This is a genomic window from Mycoplasma sp. OR1901, assembly GCF_013348745.1.
Taxonomy (GTDB): domain Bacteria; phylum Bacillota_I; class Bacilli_A; order Mycoplasmatales; family Metamycoplasmataceae; genus Mycoplasmopsis.
On sequence record NZ_CP054666.1, the window covers coordinates 62,210 to 79,080 of the forward strand.

At 28.2% G+C, this 16,871-nt stretch carries 9 protein-coding genes; all 9 read right to left on the minus strand.

Features of this window, described 5'->3' with window-relative positions; translation table 4 throughout:
* Positions 1-40 precede the first annotated feature (40 nt).
* Positions 41-1,123 carry an Atu2307/SP_0267 family LLM class monooxygenase gene (locus HTZ87_RS00260; RefSeq protein ID WP_174892582.1) on the minus strand — a complete coding sequence of 361 codons (1,083 nt, stop codon included), beginning with the start codon at positions 1,121-1,123 and terminating at the stop codon, positions 41-43.
* Positions 1,124-1,142: 19 nt separating this feature from the next.
* Positions 1,143-2,270: a trigger factor-related chaperone gene (locus tag HTZ87_RS00265; protein WP_174892583.1), complete on the minus strand. Its 1,128-nt coding sequence runs from the start codon at positions 2,268-2,270 to the stop codon at positions 1,143-1,145.
* 288 nt (positions 2,271-2,558) lie between these two features.
* Positions 2,559-3,626, minus strand: coding sequence for a hypothetical protein (locus tag HTZ87_RS00270; RefSeq protein WP_174892584.1), 1,068 nt, complete (start codon positions 3,624-3,626; stop codon positions 2,559-2,561).
* Between the two features lie 76 nt (positions 3,627-3,702).
* The gene (rplS, locus tag HTZ87_RS00275; protein ID WP_174892585.1) at positions 3,703-4,056 is read right to left on the minus strand and encodes a 50S ribosomal protein L19; all 354 of its coding nucleotides are present in this window, start codon (positions 4,054-4,056) and stop codon (positions 3,703-3,705) included.
* Positions 4,046-4,732, minus strand: a complete 687-nt coding sequence (gene trmD, locus HTZ87_RS00280) for a tRNA (guanosine(37)-N1)-methyltransferase TrmD (protein WP_174892586.1) — start codon at positions 4,730-4,732, stop codon at positions 4,046-4,048. The genes rplS and trmD overlap by 11 nt, the downstream gene beginning before the upstream one ends.
* Before the next feature lie 5 nt (positions 4,733-4,737).
* Positions 4,738-4,965 carry a 30S ribosomal protein S16 gene (gene rpsP / locus HTZ87_RS00285; protein ID WP_174892587.1) on the minus strand — a complete coding sequence of 76 codons (228 nt, stop codon included), beginning with the start codon at positions 4,963-4,965 and terminating at the stop codon, positions 4,738-4,740.
* A 124-nt stretch (positions 4,966-5,089) separates the two neighbouring features.
* Complete coding sequence (locus HTZ87_RS00290; protein ID WP_174892588.1) at positions 5,090-9,412, minus strand: hypothetical protein; 4,323 nt, start codon at positions 9,410-9,412, stop codon at positions 5,090-5,092.
* A gap of 170 nt (positions 9,413-9,582) precedes the next feature.
* Positions 9,583-10,770: an elongation factor Tu gene (gene tuf / locus HTZ87_RS00295; RefSeq protein WP_174892589.1), complete on the minus strand. Its 1,188-nt coding sequence runs from the start codon at positions 10,768-10,770 to the stop codon at positions 9,583-9,585.
* Between the two features lie 285 nt (positions 10,771-11,055).
* Entirely contained in the window at positions 11,056-16,836 is a 5,781-nt protein-coding gene (locus HTZ87_RS00300) for a ZmpA/ZmpB/ZmpC family metallo-endopeptidase (RefSeq protein WP_174892590.1), read from the minus strand.
* Between the last annotated feature and the right edge of the window lie 35 nt (positions 16,837-16,871).

Genomic DNA, 16,871 nt, shown 5'->3' on the forward strand with positions numbered 1-16,871 from the left:
TAAAAAACGAACACAACTTTATATGTTCGTTTTTGCTTTATTATTTCATGTATTTTACTGCGAAATCTTCTTTATCTTCAAAGTGTTTTCTAACGATTGGTGCTACTTTTTCACCGAATAATCTAATTGAATTCATTATATCTTTATGATCCATTGAACCTACTGGTAAGTGAATTAAGAATCTGTTTAATTCAACTGTTTCCATAACGCTAATAATTTTCTTAGCAACTGTTTCAGGGCTACCTACGAATACAGCTCCTTCTGGACCTATCATTCTTTCGTATCTTTCTTTAGTTAATTCTGTTCAGTGAGGTCTTTCACTTGCGATACGGTCAACGAATAATTTAACAGGGTGTCAGTATTTTTGTGCTGCTAATTCATCTGTTTCATCGATGTAACCTCATGAGTGTGAACCAACTTTCATGTTTTCGAATGAAGGGTTTTTGTCAGCTTTAGAAGCTTCTTTATAAATTGCACGGTAAGCTTGTACAAGTGGTTTAAAGTCGTGTGGGTTTCCACCGATAATTGCGTAAACAATTGGTAATTTACGTGTTGCGATATCAATTGTTGAGTTAGGGTTTCCTCCTGTTGCAACTCAAATAGGCATATTTAATGCTCTAGGATATACTGGTCTGTTTTCAACAGTCTGTGTATATGTTCCTTTTCAATTTAGATTAATGTCACGTTTAATTTCAAGTAACATGTCTAATTTTTCATCAAATAATCCATCATAATCTCTTAATTGGTAACCAAATAATGGGAATGATTCAGTGAATGAACCTCTACCAACCATGATTTCTGCTCTACCATCTGACATTAAGTCAACATGTGCGAAGTTTTGATAAACTCTAACTGGGTCGTTTGATGATAAAACTGTTACAGCACTAGTTAAAATAATGTTTTTTGTTTTAACTGCTCCTGCAGCTAAGATCATTTCAGGGCTTGAAATTGCAAAATCATCTCTGTGGTGTTCACCTACCGCGAAAACATCAAGTCCTACTTCATCAGCTAACACCATTTCTTCGATTAAATCTTTAATTCTTTTGTGGTGTGATTCAATTTTTCCTGTTGATTCTAATTTGGTTGTTTCACCAAATGTTGAGATACCTAATTCTATTTTCATAACTACTCCTTAAATTGATTTATTTTGTTTCAAAATTTTGTTTATAAGTATTTGGTTCATATTTTTGTAAATATACTAAACCTATTTTTTTAATTAAGATTATATCTATTACCTTTCTGATACTAATTCGGCTTGCTTCAGCTGGTGTCATAGAAGCATTTATTTTGTTTATTTCTTCATTCATATCAGTTTGAGATGCGTTTAATTTAAATCTTTTAATTAAAATTCATTGTGCAACAAATCTTTCATAAATAGTACTTGCAACTTCTTCTGGTTTTAAGTTAGCAATTTTTTGTGGGTCTATTTCTGAAATTTTATCTTCTAGAAGTTCGATTGGGAAATTAAATTTCTTTAGGTTTAATTTACTTACTTGGTCAACAATTTGAAAACCGTATGTAACTAAACTTTCATCAACCATTCCGCTTTTTATAGTTCCATATACATATTTCTTTGCATCATCTAAATTTTTGATTTCTGGTATTTGAAGTTGATTTACATTATCATCGCTTAGAGGAGTTTTTACAACTTCTTTAGCATTTAATATATGTATTTCATATGTTTCTTCTTCAGTAAATTTGTAAGTAAATTTATCACCTACTTTTTTACCGATTAATGCATATTCAAGACTTTTTTGATCATTATTATTAGCGATTAATACAATTCTATCTTTTCTGTTGATATCAGCTTTATATATTTCTAATCCAACTTCATTATTAAGTTTAATTTCACCTTTTATATCATTTTTAAAGCTGAAATTTTGAACATAATTATCTACGAATGTATTAATTTGTGCGTCATAATTTTCCGGTAATTTAAAATCTGGTCTATTGGTTAAGTCTGAAGCAAAATCGTTATATTCTTCTTCTGTGATGTAAAAGACTTTAAATTCAAGTCCTGCTTTTTCAACAGTAATGTCTTTATTAATTAAAATTGGTGCTAGATAAACGTTTGGATCATCATATTTAGATAATAATTCTTCGTGTAATTTCATTTTTTCGAAAAATATTATTGTTCTAGTTGATTCATCTAAAATTTTAGCTTGGTTTATCCCTTTTTCTTTTTTAGACTCCAAATAATGTAATGCCTGATTTTGAACATTAATTCAAAATTCTTTTTCTAAAGTTACTTTTCTTGTAATTGATTTCATTTTTACTCCTAATATTAAATTAATAAAAGTATTATAGATTAATTATTATTAATTTACCAAAAATGAAGCTCATAATTAATAATAGTGTCGCTGTTTAATCTATATTACTTTAAATTTAATGTTAATTAAAAAAGTAACTATTGGAGTAGTTCAAAAGACCACTTAAAAACTTTATTACTCTTAACTTAACGTATTAATTATATCACTTTTTAGCAAAAGCGTTATTTTTTTGCTAAAAAAGTGCCTTTTATTGACTTTTTCCTTTTTTGGTGCTTTTTTAGTTCTTTTTTAGTACCCAAAAATAGTATCGGCAATAGAAGGTAATATTTCTTCTTTAATTGTTTTTATTTCTTGTTTTATTTTATTTAGCTTACGACTGTTCAATTTAATGTTTTTCAAAATAAGTGAATTAGATTTAAATTCTGTATTCAACAATGGTAAATAATTTTCAAAAACTTTCTTACTTTGATTATTTTTATTTTCTTCCAATTCAAAGAATTCGTTTGCTTTGTTAACGGCATATTCAACGGTTGAATCTTTATCTAAAGTAACAATATTATTTATTACCTTTAATATACTTTTTAATTTACTAAGTTTTACTTCTTCATTTCTTAATTTATTAGTTTTTCAAATGTAATAATAAATTTGATTTTCAATTATCTCTTTTTTATCTGAATTTTTATGTATGAAAGCAATCTTTTTTACGTCATCTCTATTATATTGTGAGATGCAATCTATTATTATGTTTTTTTCATCATCATTTAGTGGTCTGTCATATGCTTTATGTTGATATGAATTTTTAAAGTTATTTAGTATTAAAATTGCACCTAAAACTGCGCACATTGCACCACTTGAAAAGTCTGGTTTTAATTTTATAGTCGAACCTTTATAAAGAGCTTTTTGATTTTCGATAGCTTCCATTTTTTTGAAGTAGTTTTCATTGAATAATTTAGATGGAACAACTTTATCAATTGAAATACCAGAACCTTTTTGAATATTTTTGGTTTTAAAACCAAACATTGGTTCAATGATGTTATCTTCTAGTGAATTTCCTCAAACTAAAAAATCAATATTATGTGAATTGATTTCAAGGTTTTTTATACCAGTGATTTTTCTAATTGATTTTGTTAACATTCATTTTAGAGTTGTTTTTGATTGGTTAATTAGATTCTCTAAATTTCAAATTTTTTTAAGGTTAATATAACCTGTATCTAAAATTAAATCATCATTTTTATAGTAGCCAACTGTATATATGTAAGGGAACTCGAAATTATGTGGTACATTTTTAAAAATTCTTCTTAAGAAATTGGAGGTAATTGCTTCAAAGTCAATGTAAATTTCTATTTTTTTATCCATTTTTCCTCCTTTGCTTTAATTATATTATGTTTATTTAAAAACACCATCGAAATGGTGTTTATCAAGATGATATTTATTATTTTCTTTTAATTTCTTTAAGACGTGCACTTTTACCTTTACGATCTCTCATAAAGAATAATCTTTTTCTACGAACCTTGTTTGAACGAACAACTTCAATGTGAGCAATTAGAGGTGAGTGAACTGGGAAAGTTCTTTCAACTCCAATACCGTAAGAAATTTTTCTTACTGTAAATGTTTCTCTTGTTCCTGATTCTTTTTTAGAAATTACTAATCCTTCAAAAATCTGAATACGTTCTTTTTCACCTTCACGGATACGTACTGAAACTTTAACGTTATCTCCTGTTGTAAATGCAGGAATATCTGTACGTAATTGTGATTTTTCAACAGCTTCAATTAATTTATTTCTCATTTTTAATCCTTTCAATAATATCTGGTCTATTTTTTAATGTTTTTTTGATCTGAAATTCTTTTTTTCAAGCTTCAATTTCCTTATGATTTCCACTAAATAGTACTTCAGGAACTTTCATTCCTTTGTACTCTCTAGGTCTAGTGTATTGTGGATAATCTAGTAATCCATCTCCTTGAAAGGAGTCATAAATATGTGATTCTGCTTTAATAACGTTTGGCACTAAACGTGCTATAGAATCTGCCATTACCATTGAAGGTAATTCGCCACCTGTTAATACATAATCTCCAATTGAGAGTTCTATATCTACTAAGTCAACAATTCTTTCGTCAAAGCCTTCATATCTACCGGATATAAATGTAATTTGATCATATTTTTTTGCTAAATCATTCGCAATTTCTTGAGTAAATTTTTTACCTTGTGGCGAAACTAATATTTTATAACCACCTCTATTTGGTAGTGAATCAAGCGCTAAATCAATTGGTTCTATTTGTAATAATAACCCATGTCCGCCACCGTAAATTTCATCATCAACTTTGCGATGTTTGTTAGTACTAAAATTTCTGAAATCAACTACATTTATTTCTAATAAGTCATTTTGAACTGCTTTATTAATAATACTTTCATTAATAAAGGGTTCAAAATATTTTGGAAACAGAGTCAAAAAATTAAATTTCATATTAATTATTTAGAAGATTTTAATAAGTTTGCAACTGTTAAAGTAGGTTTAGCACCTTGACTTAATCATTTAGCTGTAGCTTCTTTGTTTAGGACTAATTCTTTTGTTGAAGGGTTGTAGTGTCCAAGTGCTTCAATAAATTTACCATCACGTGGAGCTCTAGCGTCAGCAGCAACTATTTTGTATACTGGTCTGAATTTGCTCCCCATTCTTTTTAATCTTAATTTTACCATATCACCTCCTAATAAGTGTCAAGCAAAAGTGCTTGACAGTAAATAGTAAAATTATTATATACGATATTTTGATAAATTGAAATATTTTTTTTACAAAAAAACACCCAAAATGGGTGTTTCAATATTATTCGTTATTTAATTTTTCTCAGTTAGGCATTTCTGTAAATTCTTTTGGACTATATTTGTTAGGGAATAAATAGCTCAATAATCTCATACGTTCATAGAATGAACCAGGATTTTGGGTTGTTTTACCATCCCCTAAAAAGGCATTACTATTAGTATCAATCATCATAACATTTGAACTAATTGATTCAGTTTCTGTTAGTAACCCTGTTGGATTTCCTTCTGAATCGAACACCATACTTCCTGAAGAACCTTTTTGTAAGTCGAATATTTTTGAGTGTAATGGAACAGAAGGTAATTTTGATCTTGCTCCACCGTAACCTAATTCGTTAATACTTTTATCCGCCATACTTCCAATTATGTATTCACGATATCTTTTGTTTTCGAAACTATCTTTATTTAAAGTATTTTGTTGGATTGGGAACGATGCAATACTTCAATTTAAGTTTACAAGTCTTGATACGTGTAAGTTATGTCTACTTGGTTTTAAGTTTTTTAGTGTTGGAAGTTTTTTAAAGAAGTTGTATGTTCTCATAACTGCTTTATCATTTTGATCGATTGGTCTACCGTTATAATATGCAACATCTCCTACTTGATCAAATGCATTGAAGAAGTCTTTAAAGTCTGCTATACCAACAATTAAATCAGCATTAGAAAGTGAATGAGATGTATTTCCTCTTGTGAAAATACCTCAGGTACTATTGTCATTTATATCACCATAGTTATTTCTAAATTCTCATGCTGAATTAGGGAAAATAGCGTCATTGTGAAAGTTAGCAATTAAATCTACTTTAACTATTGCTTCTGTTCATTCTTTTTCGTATTCAACACGACCACTTGGGTCTGATTTGTCCATCGATCAACCACCTGCAGGTTCAAAAATTTCTAATGGTAAATTGAAATTATTATTTTTAAATTCTTTAGATGAACCAGCACCTCAAACGTGTTGATTTGTAGTTATATAATATCTATAGTCATTTGGATCTTCGGTCACTTTACCAATAACATCTCATGTCCCTTCGGCGGCCAATGGTTTAGGCGCGAAGTTAAATGCTCTTTCTCTAGCGTTTAGTACATTTTCGTGTTTTTCACCAAAGTATACACGTTTTGATGAACCTTCCAATGTAAGTTCTGTATGTACATAACTATCTTTGAAATTAAGTTGATTTAAACCAACTGATAATATATTTGGTTTTTGCTTAGGTACATATGTAATTTGAGTTGGGTTGTTACCTAAATCAGCTCAATGCGCAAAGAAAAGTGAGTTACCTAAAAATGTAGAGTTGTTTATTGATAAATAATGGTCTCCAAGTCTATCAAAAATCTTGGTTTTATCATTTTTTGATTTAATAATGTAAGTTAGTTCCTTTGTAGAATTATTATATTCAATATCAAATTGATATCTACTTGCAATTAATTGTTTTAATTTTAATTCTTCTTCTTTTGAATTTCTAATTGCTAAATATTCAAAACTTACATTACTAATTTTAGATTTTGTCAATAATTCTTTATAAGGAATTGCTAGATAAACAAATGATTTAGACATATTTCTAGTTGAATCATTTGCTGAAGCACGTGTTACGTTACCATATGTAACAAATGGCTCGGGTTCTATTAAATCAATAACTTGTCTTTGTTTTGGATCGAATTCAAAACCAATTTCGAAGTATGCATCATTTTCGTGAGCATCAATCCCGTTGAAAACAGAAATATCTTTTGTTATTTTTGCTTCTGTGAATTTATCATTTATTTTTCATGTTAAATCATTAACAATTTCTCTTGGTGAAATAAAATGAGTTTGAATTTCTTGATTATTTTGTGTTAGGTGAACTTTTGAAGTTAATTTATTTAACTCTTCATGTTTATAAGCTAAAGAATTTGATAATTGACCTTCATAAAGTGTTGCTCTTTGTTTATATCATAATTCTCTATTAAAGTTATTTAACGCGTAATGATTTTGAATAGAATAATCTACATTAATTCCTGATTCATTTACCTTTTCGAATAAACTATTTTTTGTTTCCCCGGTATTAGAACCTGATATATAGTTATTATCGTTGTTTTGGTAGTTAAAATTGTATAAAAATCTTGTTTTATTTTTAAAATCATTACTAAATCTAAAATGATTTTGATTAATAAATTCTATTAGTGAATTTTTATCAACTATTTTAACAGACTTAAGTTGATATTCTGTATTTTCGTAAAACCCATTTAAATTAAATTTTTGTAGTTTACTAAATGGAACAACAACTTTTTGTTCTCTCAAGAATAGATTACGATAGATACTTACTTCTCTTTCATTTTTCTCTTGTCCTATATCACCTTTACGTTCAAATACTATTTCTAAATTTTTATTTTTAAATAATTCATAGTCATCTTTTGTAAAATTAATACCTATTGAACCGTAAATATTTTTATTTTCTGAATCTAAATAAAAATTTAGTTTTTCTACATTGAAGTTTTTTTCAACCTTATGATTTGTAATAATCATATTTGTGTTGGTTGCATTACTTTCAATTAATTTATCACCATATTGAACTCTTGTGAGCATAAATTTAGATATATCTTTAGGTAGATTAGGATTAGTTATAATAAATTGATTTCCATTTTTTGTCCCTGTATAAACTTTTGAAAACGGACTGAACGGATCCATACTTTTAATTTCAAATTTTACTTTTGTAGAATCTATTGAGTTATCTATATTGCTAAAGTTAATTCCTAAGTTATTGTCATTTCATTGAATGCTATTTATTGTTGGTAAATCAGAAGAAGATGAACTTCCTTCTGTGCTTCCGTTTATTTTTATTTCTGGTATTCCGTCTACTTTAACTCAACCTTTTTGAAAATTGTTATCCACAAGAATTTCTAAACCTAAAAATTTATCAATTTTAGATACATCAAAGTAATTTGCGTCAGCAACAACTTTAGCGTAATTACTTTTATTTACAACTCTGTTTCAATCATCTTTTCTTTGGTAACTAAATCCGGCATATTGAATTTCTTTATCTTTAGTAATTCAAATAAATCTTAATTTATCAATAATATCACGTGGTGTTGTTCTGTCTTTCTTTTGGAAAATAAGGTTGAATGTATGATTATTACCATTTCCTGTTGGCCACGTTGTTCAACCGGTGAAGTTTTCAATTTTATATTTAGAAGAATCTAATCATGATTCGTTTCCTAATAAGACATCACCTTTTGAAGTGAAATTTATGTTTTCGTTGTTTTTTGTAACGTTAACTAATCTAATTTTATAGTTTTTATCTATGTTTGATATTTTAGCAATTAAAGTACGTTTTGAATTATTAGATAATGTTAACGGTAGGGTAATTTCTTTGTTATCTGTATCATATTTATATATTAATTTATACTCATCATTTTGTTTTATATCAACATTAGATTTTATTTTAATAGTTAATGTTCTGTTAGAGTAAATATCTGATAAAAGTGAATATTCTGTAAATTGTGAATTATCAATAATTTCGTTTGTATAATTTGTTTCTGTTTTATTGTTTAGCCATTCATTATAAACACCAAAATATGGGTCATTTTTATTGTATGATGAAATATTTGATACATTAATATTATTTTTTTGTTCGTAAACCTCTTCTCTTAAACTATATTTAGAATTAAAATCTGAAGTATTTGTCCCGGTGTTGTTATCTCCGCTATTCCCTGAATTATTACCTGTACTTGGTTTAGAAGGCTTTTCATCTGTATTATTTTTTTTACCCTGATCTGTTGTAGGTGGTGTAACACTTGTATCTCCGCCATTGCCATTTTCAGGTTTTTCAGGGCCAACTTCTGTTTCTCCGCCTTTTTCAGGTTCGCTAGGTGTTTCAGGTTTTGTTAACGGTGGTGTAACTTTATCATCTTGATTTCCGGTTTCTGAACCACCTTGATCTGTTGGTGGATTTGTGGTACCACCATCAGTAGTATCACCTTTATCCGTTTCGCTAGGTGTTCCTGAATTTGTACCTTGATCTGTTGTCGGTGGTGTAACACTAGTATCTTCACCGTTGCCATTTTCAGGTTTTTCAGGGCCAACTTCTGTTTCTCCACCTTTTTCCGGTTCGCTAGGTGTTTCAGGTTTTGTTACCGGCGGAGTAACTTGACCTTCATTATCTATAATGCTTGGTGGTGTAACTTTATCATTTTCTTTACTGTTAGTATTATCATCAACCTTTGGTTTAGGTGTTATTTGATTATCTTTGTTACTTGGTCTGTATCTATTGCTTTGTGTGCCACATGCAACTAACATCGGTAATGCTCCGGAAGAAATTGCAATTGCACCTAAAATTAGTCATTTATTACGTTTTTTCATTTTTAACTCCTTGTAACTATCACAAAATAATTATATAACTTTATTAATTAATAATAAAATTACGAAATAAATAATAACCATTATTTTACACCCTTATTGTTAAGTTTATAAATAAAAAAATAAAAGACATAATGAATTTCACTTTGCCTTTTATTTTGATTTTTGTATGATTATTTAACGATTTTTGTTACTGAACCAGCACCAACTGTACGTCCACCTTCACGGATTGAGAATTTTGTTCCTTCTTCAACAGCGATAGGAGCGATTAATTCAACAGTTAAGTTAACGTTTTCTCCTGGCATAACCATTTCACGTCCATCTTCAAATACAACTCCACCTGTTACGTCTGTTGTACGGAAGTAGAATTGTGGTTTATAGTTTTTGAAGAATGGTGTGTGACGTCCACCTTCTTCTTTTTTAAGTACGTAAATTGCAGCTTCGAATTTTGTGTGAGGAACGATTGAACCTGGTTTAGCTAAAACTTGTCCACGTTCGATGTCTTCACGGTTAACTCCACGAAGTAATAATCCAGCGTTATCCCCTGCAAGTGCTTGTTTTAAGTTTTTACGGAACATTTCAATTCCTGTAACAACTGTTTTTTTAGTTGCGTGTAATCCAACGATTTCAACTTCTTCGTTTAAGTTAAGTGTTCCACGTTCTACACGTCCTGTAGCAACTGTTCCACGTCCTGTAATTGTGAAAACGTCTTCAACAGCCATTAAGAATGGTTTATCGAATTCTTTAACTGGTGTTTCGATGTATGAATCAACAGCGTCCATTAATTCCATAATTTTTTCTTCGTAGTGAGAATCACCTTCTAATGCTTTTAAAGCTGATCCACGGATGATTGGAGCGTTATCTCCATCAAATCCGTATTCTGAAAGAAGTCCACGAATTTCCATTTCAACTAATTCGATCATTTCTTCTTCACCTTCTAACATATCGCATTTGTTTAAGAAAACAACGATACGAGGAACACCAACTTGTTTAGATAAAAGAATGTGTTCACGTGTTTGAGGCATAGGTCCATCTGTTGCAGCAACAACTAAGATAGCACCGTCCATTTGTGCAGCCCCTGTAATCATGTTTTTAACGTAGTCAGCGTGACCAGGACAGTCAACGTGTGCGTAGTGACGTGACATTGTTTGATATTCGATGTGTGATGTGTTAATTGTAATCCCACGTGCTCTTTCTTCAGGAGCGTTATCGATAGAAGCGTAATCACGAGCTTCTGATAATCCTTTTTTAGCTAATACTGTAGCAATAGCAGCTGTTAATGTTGTTTTACCGTGGTCAACGTGACCGATTGTTCCAACGTTAACGTGTTCTTTACTACGATCAAAATCTAATTTTGCCATATTTTAAATCCTTTCTAAAATTTAATTATAATATACTAATTTGTAAATATTTGTTTTAGCGCTAAAACCACCTTAGTCTAGCCTTTCAACTAGAACCCGTCCTTAATTTGTTAGCAAAAATATTTTACCAAAAATAAATAAAATAAAGTTAATTTTTAATTTGCTTTTATTTTTTATATTTTAACATATTTTTAAAAATATTATTTTATATTATATATAACTTGAAAATAGCATTAAAAATAAGCACAATCGTTTTTGATTGTACTTATTAATATTTTATTATTTCTATTTATTTGCTTTAAAAATGCTTGTTCTAAAGTTATCTGTTTGTAAGTTAAATTGTGTTAATATATCTTTTTTAACTGATTCTCTCTTAATAAATCCAAATTTTGGTTTTAGTAAGTCATCATTTATAGCAATTCTTAATAGATCTTGAATTTCTTTTGCATTTGTTAATTTGTATGCTTTATTGTTATAAGTTACTGTAATAGGATTAAAACTATCTTTTTTAGCTAATCTTTCTTGATACATTGCTTTTCTAAAGTCTGAATATTTATTGTATTTTGATCCAAAAATATTTTTGTAAACATATGTATCTGATAATATTTCGCCTTGTTGCAATCCTTTTTCTAAAACATTAGATGTATATTTTACAAATCCGTTATCTCAACCGTATTCTGCTAATAATTCAAATGCATTTCTTCTAAATGTTAAACCACCTGTTACACCTTTGTCGTTTTGATATGCTGCGTAAATAGGATCGAACATAGAAATTCAGTAGTAGTTAAAATCGTTATCACGAACCGCTAGTTTCTTATCGATACCAACGTTAAATTTGTTTCCTTTGAAAATAATATTTTTATCTATTAAGTCGTTTAATGTTCTTAATGAAGAAATATCTTCGATTGTTGCATCAACTCACTTATCGTTTGCGTGGTGATATCCTTTATCAATATCATTTGCAGTAATTTGTTTTCCATCAATTGTTCTATAGAAGTTTCTATCTGTTTTCATATCGTTTGTATCTAGAGACATTTCTAATTTTGCGAAGAATTTAGATTTAGCATCTTCATTCATTGATAACAATACTTCAGCTTCTAATCCGTCAATTAAATATGTAACGTCAAATAAGTTATGTAAGTATGTTTGGAAATCATTTTTATCGTTGAATCTACTAATGTTATTGTTTGTTGTTACAGGACCGTTTATTTCTTCTATGAAATTAAATCCGTAGAAGTATGCATCTTTACTTGAAACTGATTCAAATAACCCTAAAGCAAATGCTTCTGGACCTTGACCTGGTCTATATTCATTATTTTGTAGTCATGTTTTTCTATCGTACGCGTGAGTTAATTCGTGTGTTATTGTAACAGCACCTTCAGCTTCCAACATGTTTACACTATCTAATTTTATAAGTTTTGTAAATTGGTTGGCGTAACCAGATTCTTTACGTGGAGATTGGTTGTAATATCTTCCAATTGGTCCGAAGAAATCGTTTATTGCAGTGTAATTTTGGTCAAATGCAGACGCTCATCTACGTTTAATATCTCAACCATCATGAATAGGTTGACCATTTTCGCTTGATAGAACTCAATAACCATCAAATACTTCAACTATTGTATTTTCTAATTCGTTTCTACCTGCTTCGTTAGAAATAGAGTATAGAAGTTCTGTGAATTTCATGAATTTTTCAGCACTAACTCTTATTTTGTTTTTTGTTTTTTCTAATTCAACATCGTATTGTTCTTTATCGTGTCATATTTTTTCGTCAATTGATCTACCGTAACCACCAAAATACATTGTTGCAAGTGTTGAAATAACGTATACGTTATCTTCTTTTAAGTTTAATAAAGGTAAGATAAATCTGTTTGCACTTGCTTTTTTCTTTAATTTTGAGTAAAGCGAAATATCTAATGTATCAAATTTTGTTGATTTAAGTTCGTAAATATATGCTTTTGATGATTCTTTTAATCATTCACCCATATTTTGATTGTTGTTAAATATTTCGTTGTTCATTTCTAAGAAATCAAATATAGTTCCTGATTTGTCTTTATTTAATTTCGCTAGATGTTTTTTGAATACTTCGTCATTATTTTGTAATAATAAATCTTTGAATTTTAATGATCCTATTTCTTTTAATAAATCAATATTTTTAATATCTGAATTATAGAAATCAGGTCTAAATAACACTAAGTTTTTAATGTTGTATTTACCAAATTGTACTTTATATAATCTATCTAGATATGTTAAAGCAAGCATAATTTGATGTTTATTATCTAAAATTTCTTTTTTAATTACACTTCTAATGTTTTCGTTAGAATAGTCTGCAACATTATAGTTAGCAATTATTGATTCTAAGTAATCTTTTATATTCTTTTTAACTGATGAAAATGCATCGTTTAAGTATAAATATTGCATTGTAATTTTATCTGTTTTATTTTCGGTATTGTACGCAGCAAGATCAACTAAAGTTTGAAATTCGTTTGAATTTAAATCTAATGAACTAAATTCTTGTACTAATTCATTAATTAATTGATCGTTTTTATTTAAGAATTGTCTTGGTGAAAACTTAAGAACATTATTAAATGTATATTCATAAATGTTAGTATTTTCAAATTGTACAGGAGCACTTAAGTCATAAACTTGAATAGTATTATCATTAAATTTAACAAATATTTTCTTAATTGCTTCTTTGTTGTATAAGTTTGTAGCAAAATTATTATTTTCATCTAACGGAACTACATTGTTAATTTCTTTTGTGAATAATACATCTGAAGTACTTACTAAGTTACCTAACTCAACAATAGTATTTCTGTCGTGAAGTGGTAATAATTTAGCCATATTTTTGTATGCAACTTCTCTAGTATTATCATAATTATTTACTTTTGAGTAATTAACTTTATCGAAGTTATTTAATTTTGCTTCGTTTTTAATAATTCCTAAATCAAGTAGTTTTTGATGTACTTTATCTTTCGAAATATGTGTATCATCATTTATATTGTCCGTAACTATGTAGTTGTTTTCCATTGTAGTATCGTTTCAATTAGAGAAAATTTTATTATTATTGTCATTGTAGATTACATTTATTAAGTTTTCGTTTAAAACATCATAATTTCATGTTTTACCTAATAATAAACCAGTATTATTTTTTGTACTTTGGTTATTTGTAATTTCTCCTAAAAAATAGTTCTTATCTAATTTAACACCACCAATTGTTTGAGATGTAAGTAATCCAAAATATTGACCAGGAGAACTAATACCATTAATTATAAAGTTAATATTTATTATATTTCTATTAAGTGATGCTTTAATAGGGTTATCTTTCGTTGTAAATGTTGAACCAAAAAGACCCCCAACATAATCGTTATTTTTTTGTACCGCTCTATAATTTACATTTGCATTAATTTCTAAATTATTAATAATAAAATCTTTGGCAATAACCGCAAGTGCACCACCAGATTTTGTCAATTGGATAGTAGAGTTATCTATCTTAAAGTTTTCCAATGTTGCACCATGAATTTCATTGAATAATGGTTTATTTAGTCCGTGAATTGTGAATTTTTTGCCATCAACACTTTTTAGTTTACCGGTAAATTTATTAGTAATATATGAATCGCCATTTGTATTCTCTGCATATAAATCTGATCCTATTATAAATTCGTTAGATGGGTTTGCGTTTATTTTTGTCACCAACTGACTAAATGATGTTATAACAGAGTTGTCATTGATTATTTCTTCAACTGAAAAAGTAAAGTGTTCAATTGCATCGTTATTAGAGTTAAAATATGCTAATTTCTCGTTATTGACTGTTATATCGTATTTACCATTATTTCTTACTATTTGCTTAACTGGTAATTCGTAAACGAACATAGAATCTTGAATTTTAACTAAATAATTATTTTTATCTAAATCATTACCATTTAAGCCTGCAACTTTTGTGATTGCTCCATTGTTTATTTTAAATAATTCAACGCTTTTAATATCTTTAAAATCTAATGATTTTTTATTATATTCACCACTAAGGTTGTCCATTGCTTCCAATAATAACTCAGTAGATAATGCTACTTCTTCTTCTGTTGCGTTTTCGTTATTGTTTAACTCTTTAGAATTTGTTAATTTTTCATCAAAATCATTTTTAACATCATTATTTTTTTCATAAATATATGTTGACGATTTTTTCTTTTCTTCAGCTAATCTTACAGCTTCTATTAATTTAGATTTATCTACAACTTTTTTAGGTTTCTGTTTGAAGTCAACATAGCTGTTAAACATACTTCCAGATACCACTTTAAAAAAGACAAAATCTCCTCAAATATTTTTTGATACGTCAACAATTTCGTTTAGATTAAATAAATTTGTTATTTCAACTCTTTCTGCTTCAAATAAATCACTTGGACTTTTTATTTTGAATAAAACTATATCATTTTCTCTAAACTTTGTTTGCGCATTAGGATTTTCTATCGTTTGTCCTGATTGGTAAATATAAAGTCTACTTCCATCATTGTTTTTATTTACAAATATAGTTATATTTTGTTGCCCTGAATTTTCTCTATTTTTAAATGTAACATTTACATTCTTACTTTCGTTCATTGTTATATCAATAAACGCTTTCGAATCATCTATATTTGCTAAGTTGTCTTCTCCATTTATTGTTAATGTAGATACTTCTTGTCCTGATGGGATATCGAAAAATACTCTTACTACTTTATCTCCAAGAATATTTTGAAGATCTATATCACTTGATGTAACTAAACCTTCACCTAATGTAAGGCTATATTTTTTTAAAGCTGTAACTGCATCTTTGAATTTAACACTTATTTCTGTATTGTTTTTAATGTTAAATACAAATTTATTTTCACTTGTTACTTGTTTTCTTTTGTTTGAACCATTAACGATTAATTCATCAATTTTTTTACCTTCTGGTACATTTATATTAATTGTAACTTCATTATTATAAGGAATTTCTGTTTTATTAACGTTTGTTTCTAATGATAATTCTGTACTGTTTAATGTTAAAGAATATTTATTTAATGAATATGTAGCACTAACGTTGTGAGTGTCTTTATTTGGTGTAAAGCTAAATTGTCCATTTACAATTTCGCTAGTTTTATCAACACCATCGAACATTAATGTTTCTATATGGTTATTTGCTGGTATTTCTAAATTAAGTGTAACAATTTTATTTTGTTCTACTGTTTTGTTTGTTTCTGTAAATCCGGTTAATGTTAATGTTGATTCTTTTGCTTTTTCTTCTGGAATTTCTTTTTCTATTTCGTTTGTTTCACTATTATTTCCAGTGCTTCCAGAATCTGTACCTGTATCGGTATCAACTTCACTACCTTCAGTTGAATCGCCACCATCGCCACCATTATTAGGTGTTTCTGGATCTACTGTATTTCCACCGTCTGTATTATTGTTAGGGTCAACCGGATCAACTTCTTTGTCTCCGCCTAAATCTGTAGTAGCTTCAAACACAATACTAATAACCGTATTTGAATTTATTTGAACATTAAACGAATCATTGTTTACTTGATTTTTGTAATCTTGATTGTTTACTGTTAATGTTTGTATTTGTTGTCCGCTAGGCACTTGTATATTGAAATTTAAAATAGTATTTTCAACAACACTATTTAAATTAATGTTTTCGTTTGTGACTGTAACATTATTAGGAACATTAACTGAATATTTACTTAAATCTACATAAGTTACTTCAACTTTTGTATTTTTATCTTTTATCACTCAATTAAAGGTATTTTCGTTTGATAAAGTTATTGTTTGAACTTTGTCATTGATACGAATTTCAGAAACTTTTTTACCTGTTGGTATAACTAAAGCAAATTGAACCTGATCTCCTATAATGTGTTTTGTGTTTTTATCATTTGAAGATAAAGTTGCACCATTTAATGTAAATGTTGCATTTTGTTCATTATCTTTATTTGATGTTTGTTTTTTTGTATCTTTTTTAGTTAAAAGATGTGTTGTAACTCCTGCTACAGCACTTACTGATATTACTGATGCAATTACGCTACCAATAACAATTTTTTTCTTTTTTTTGTTTAATGACATAAAACTCCTTATTTAATATAACTAATTATAGCATA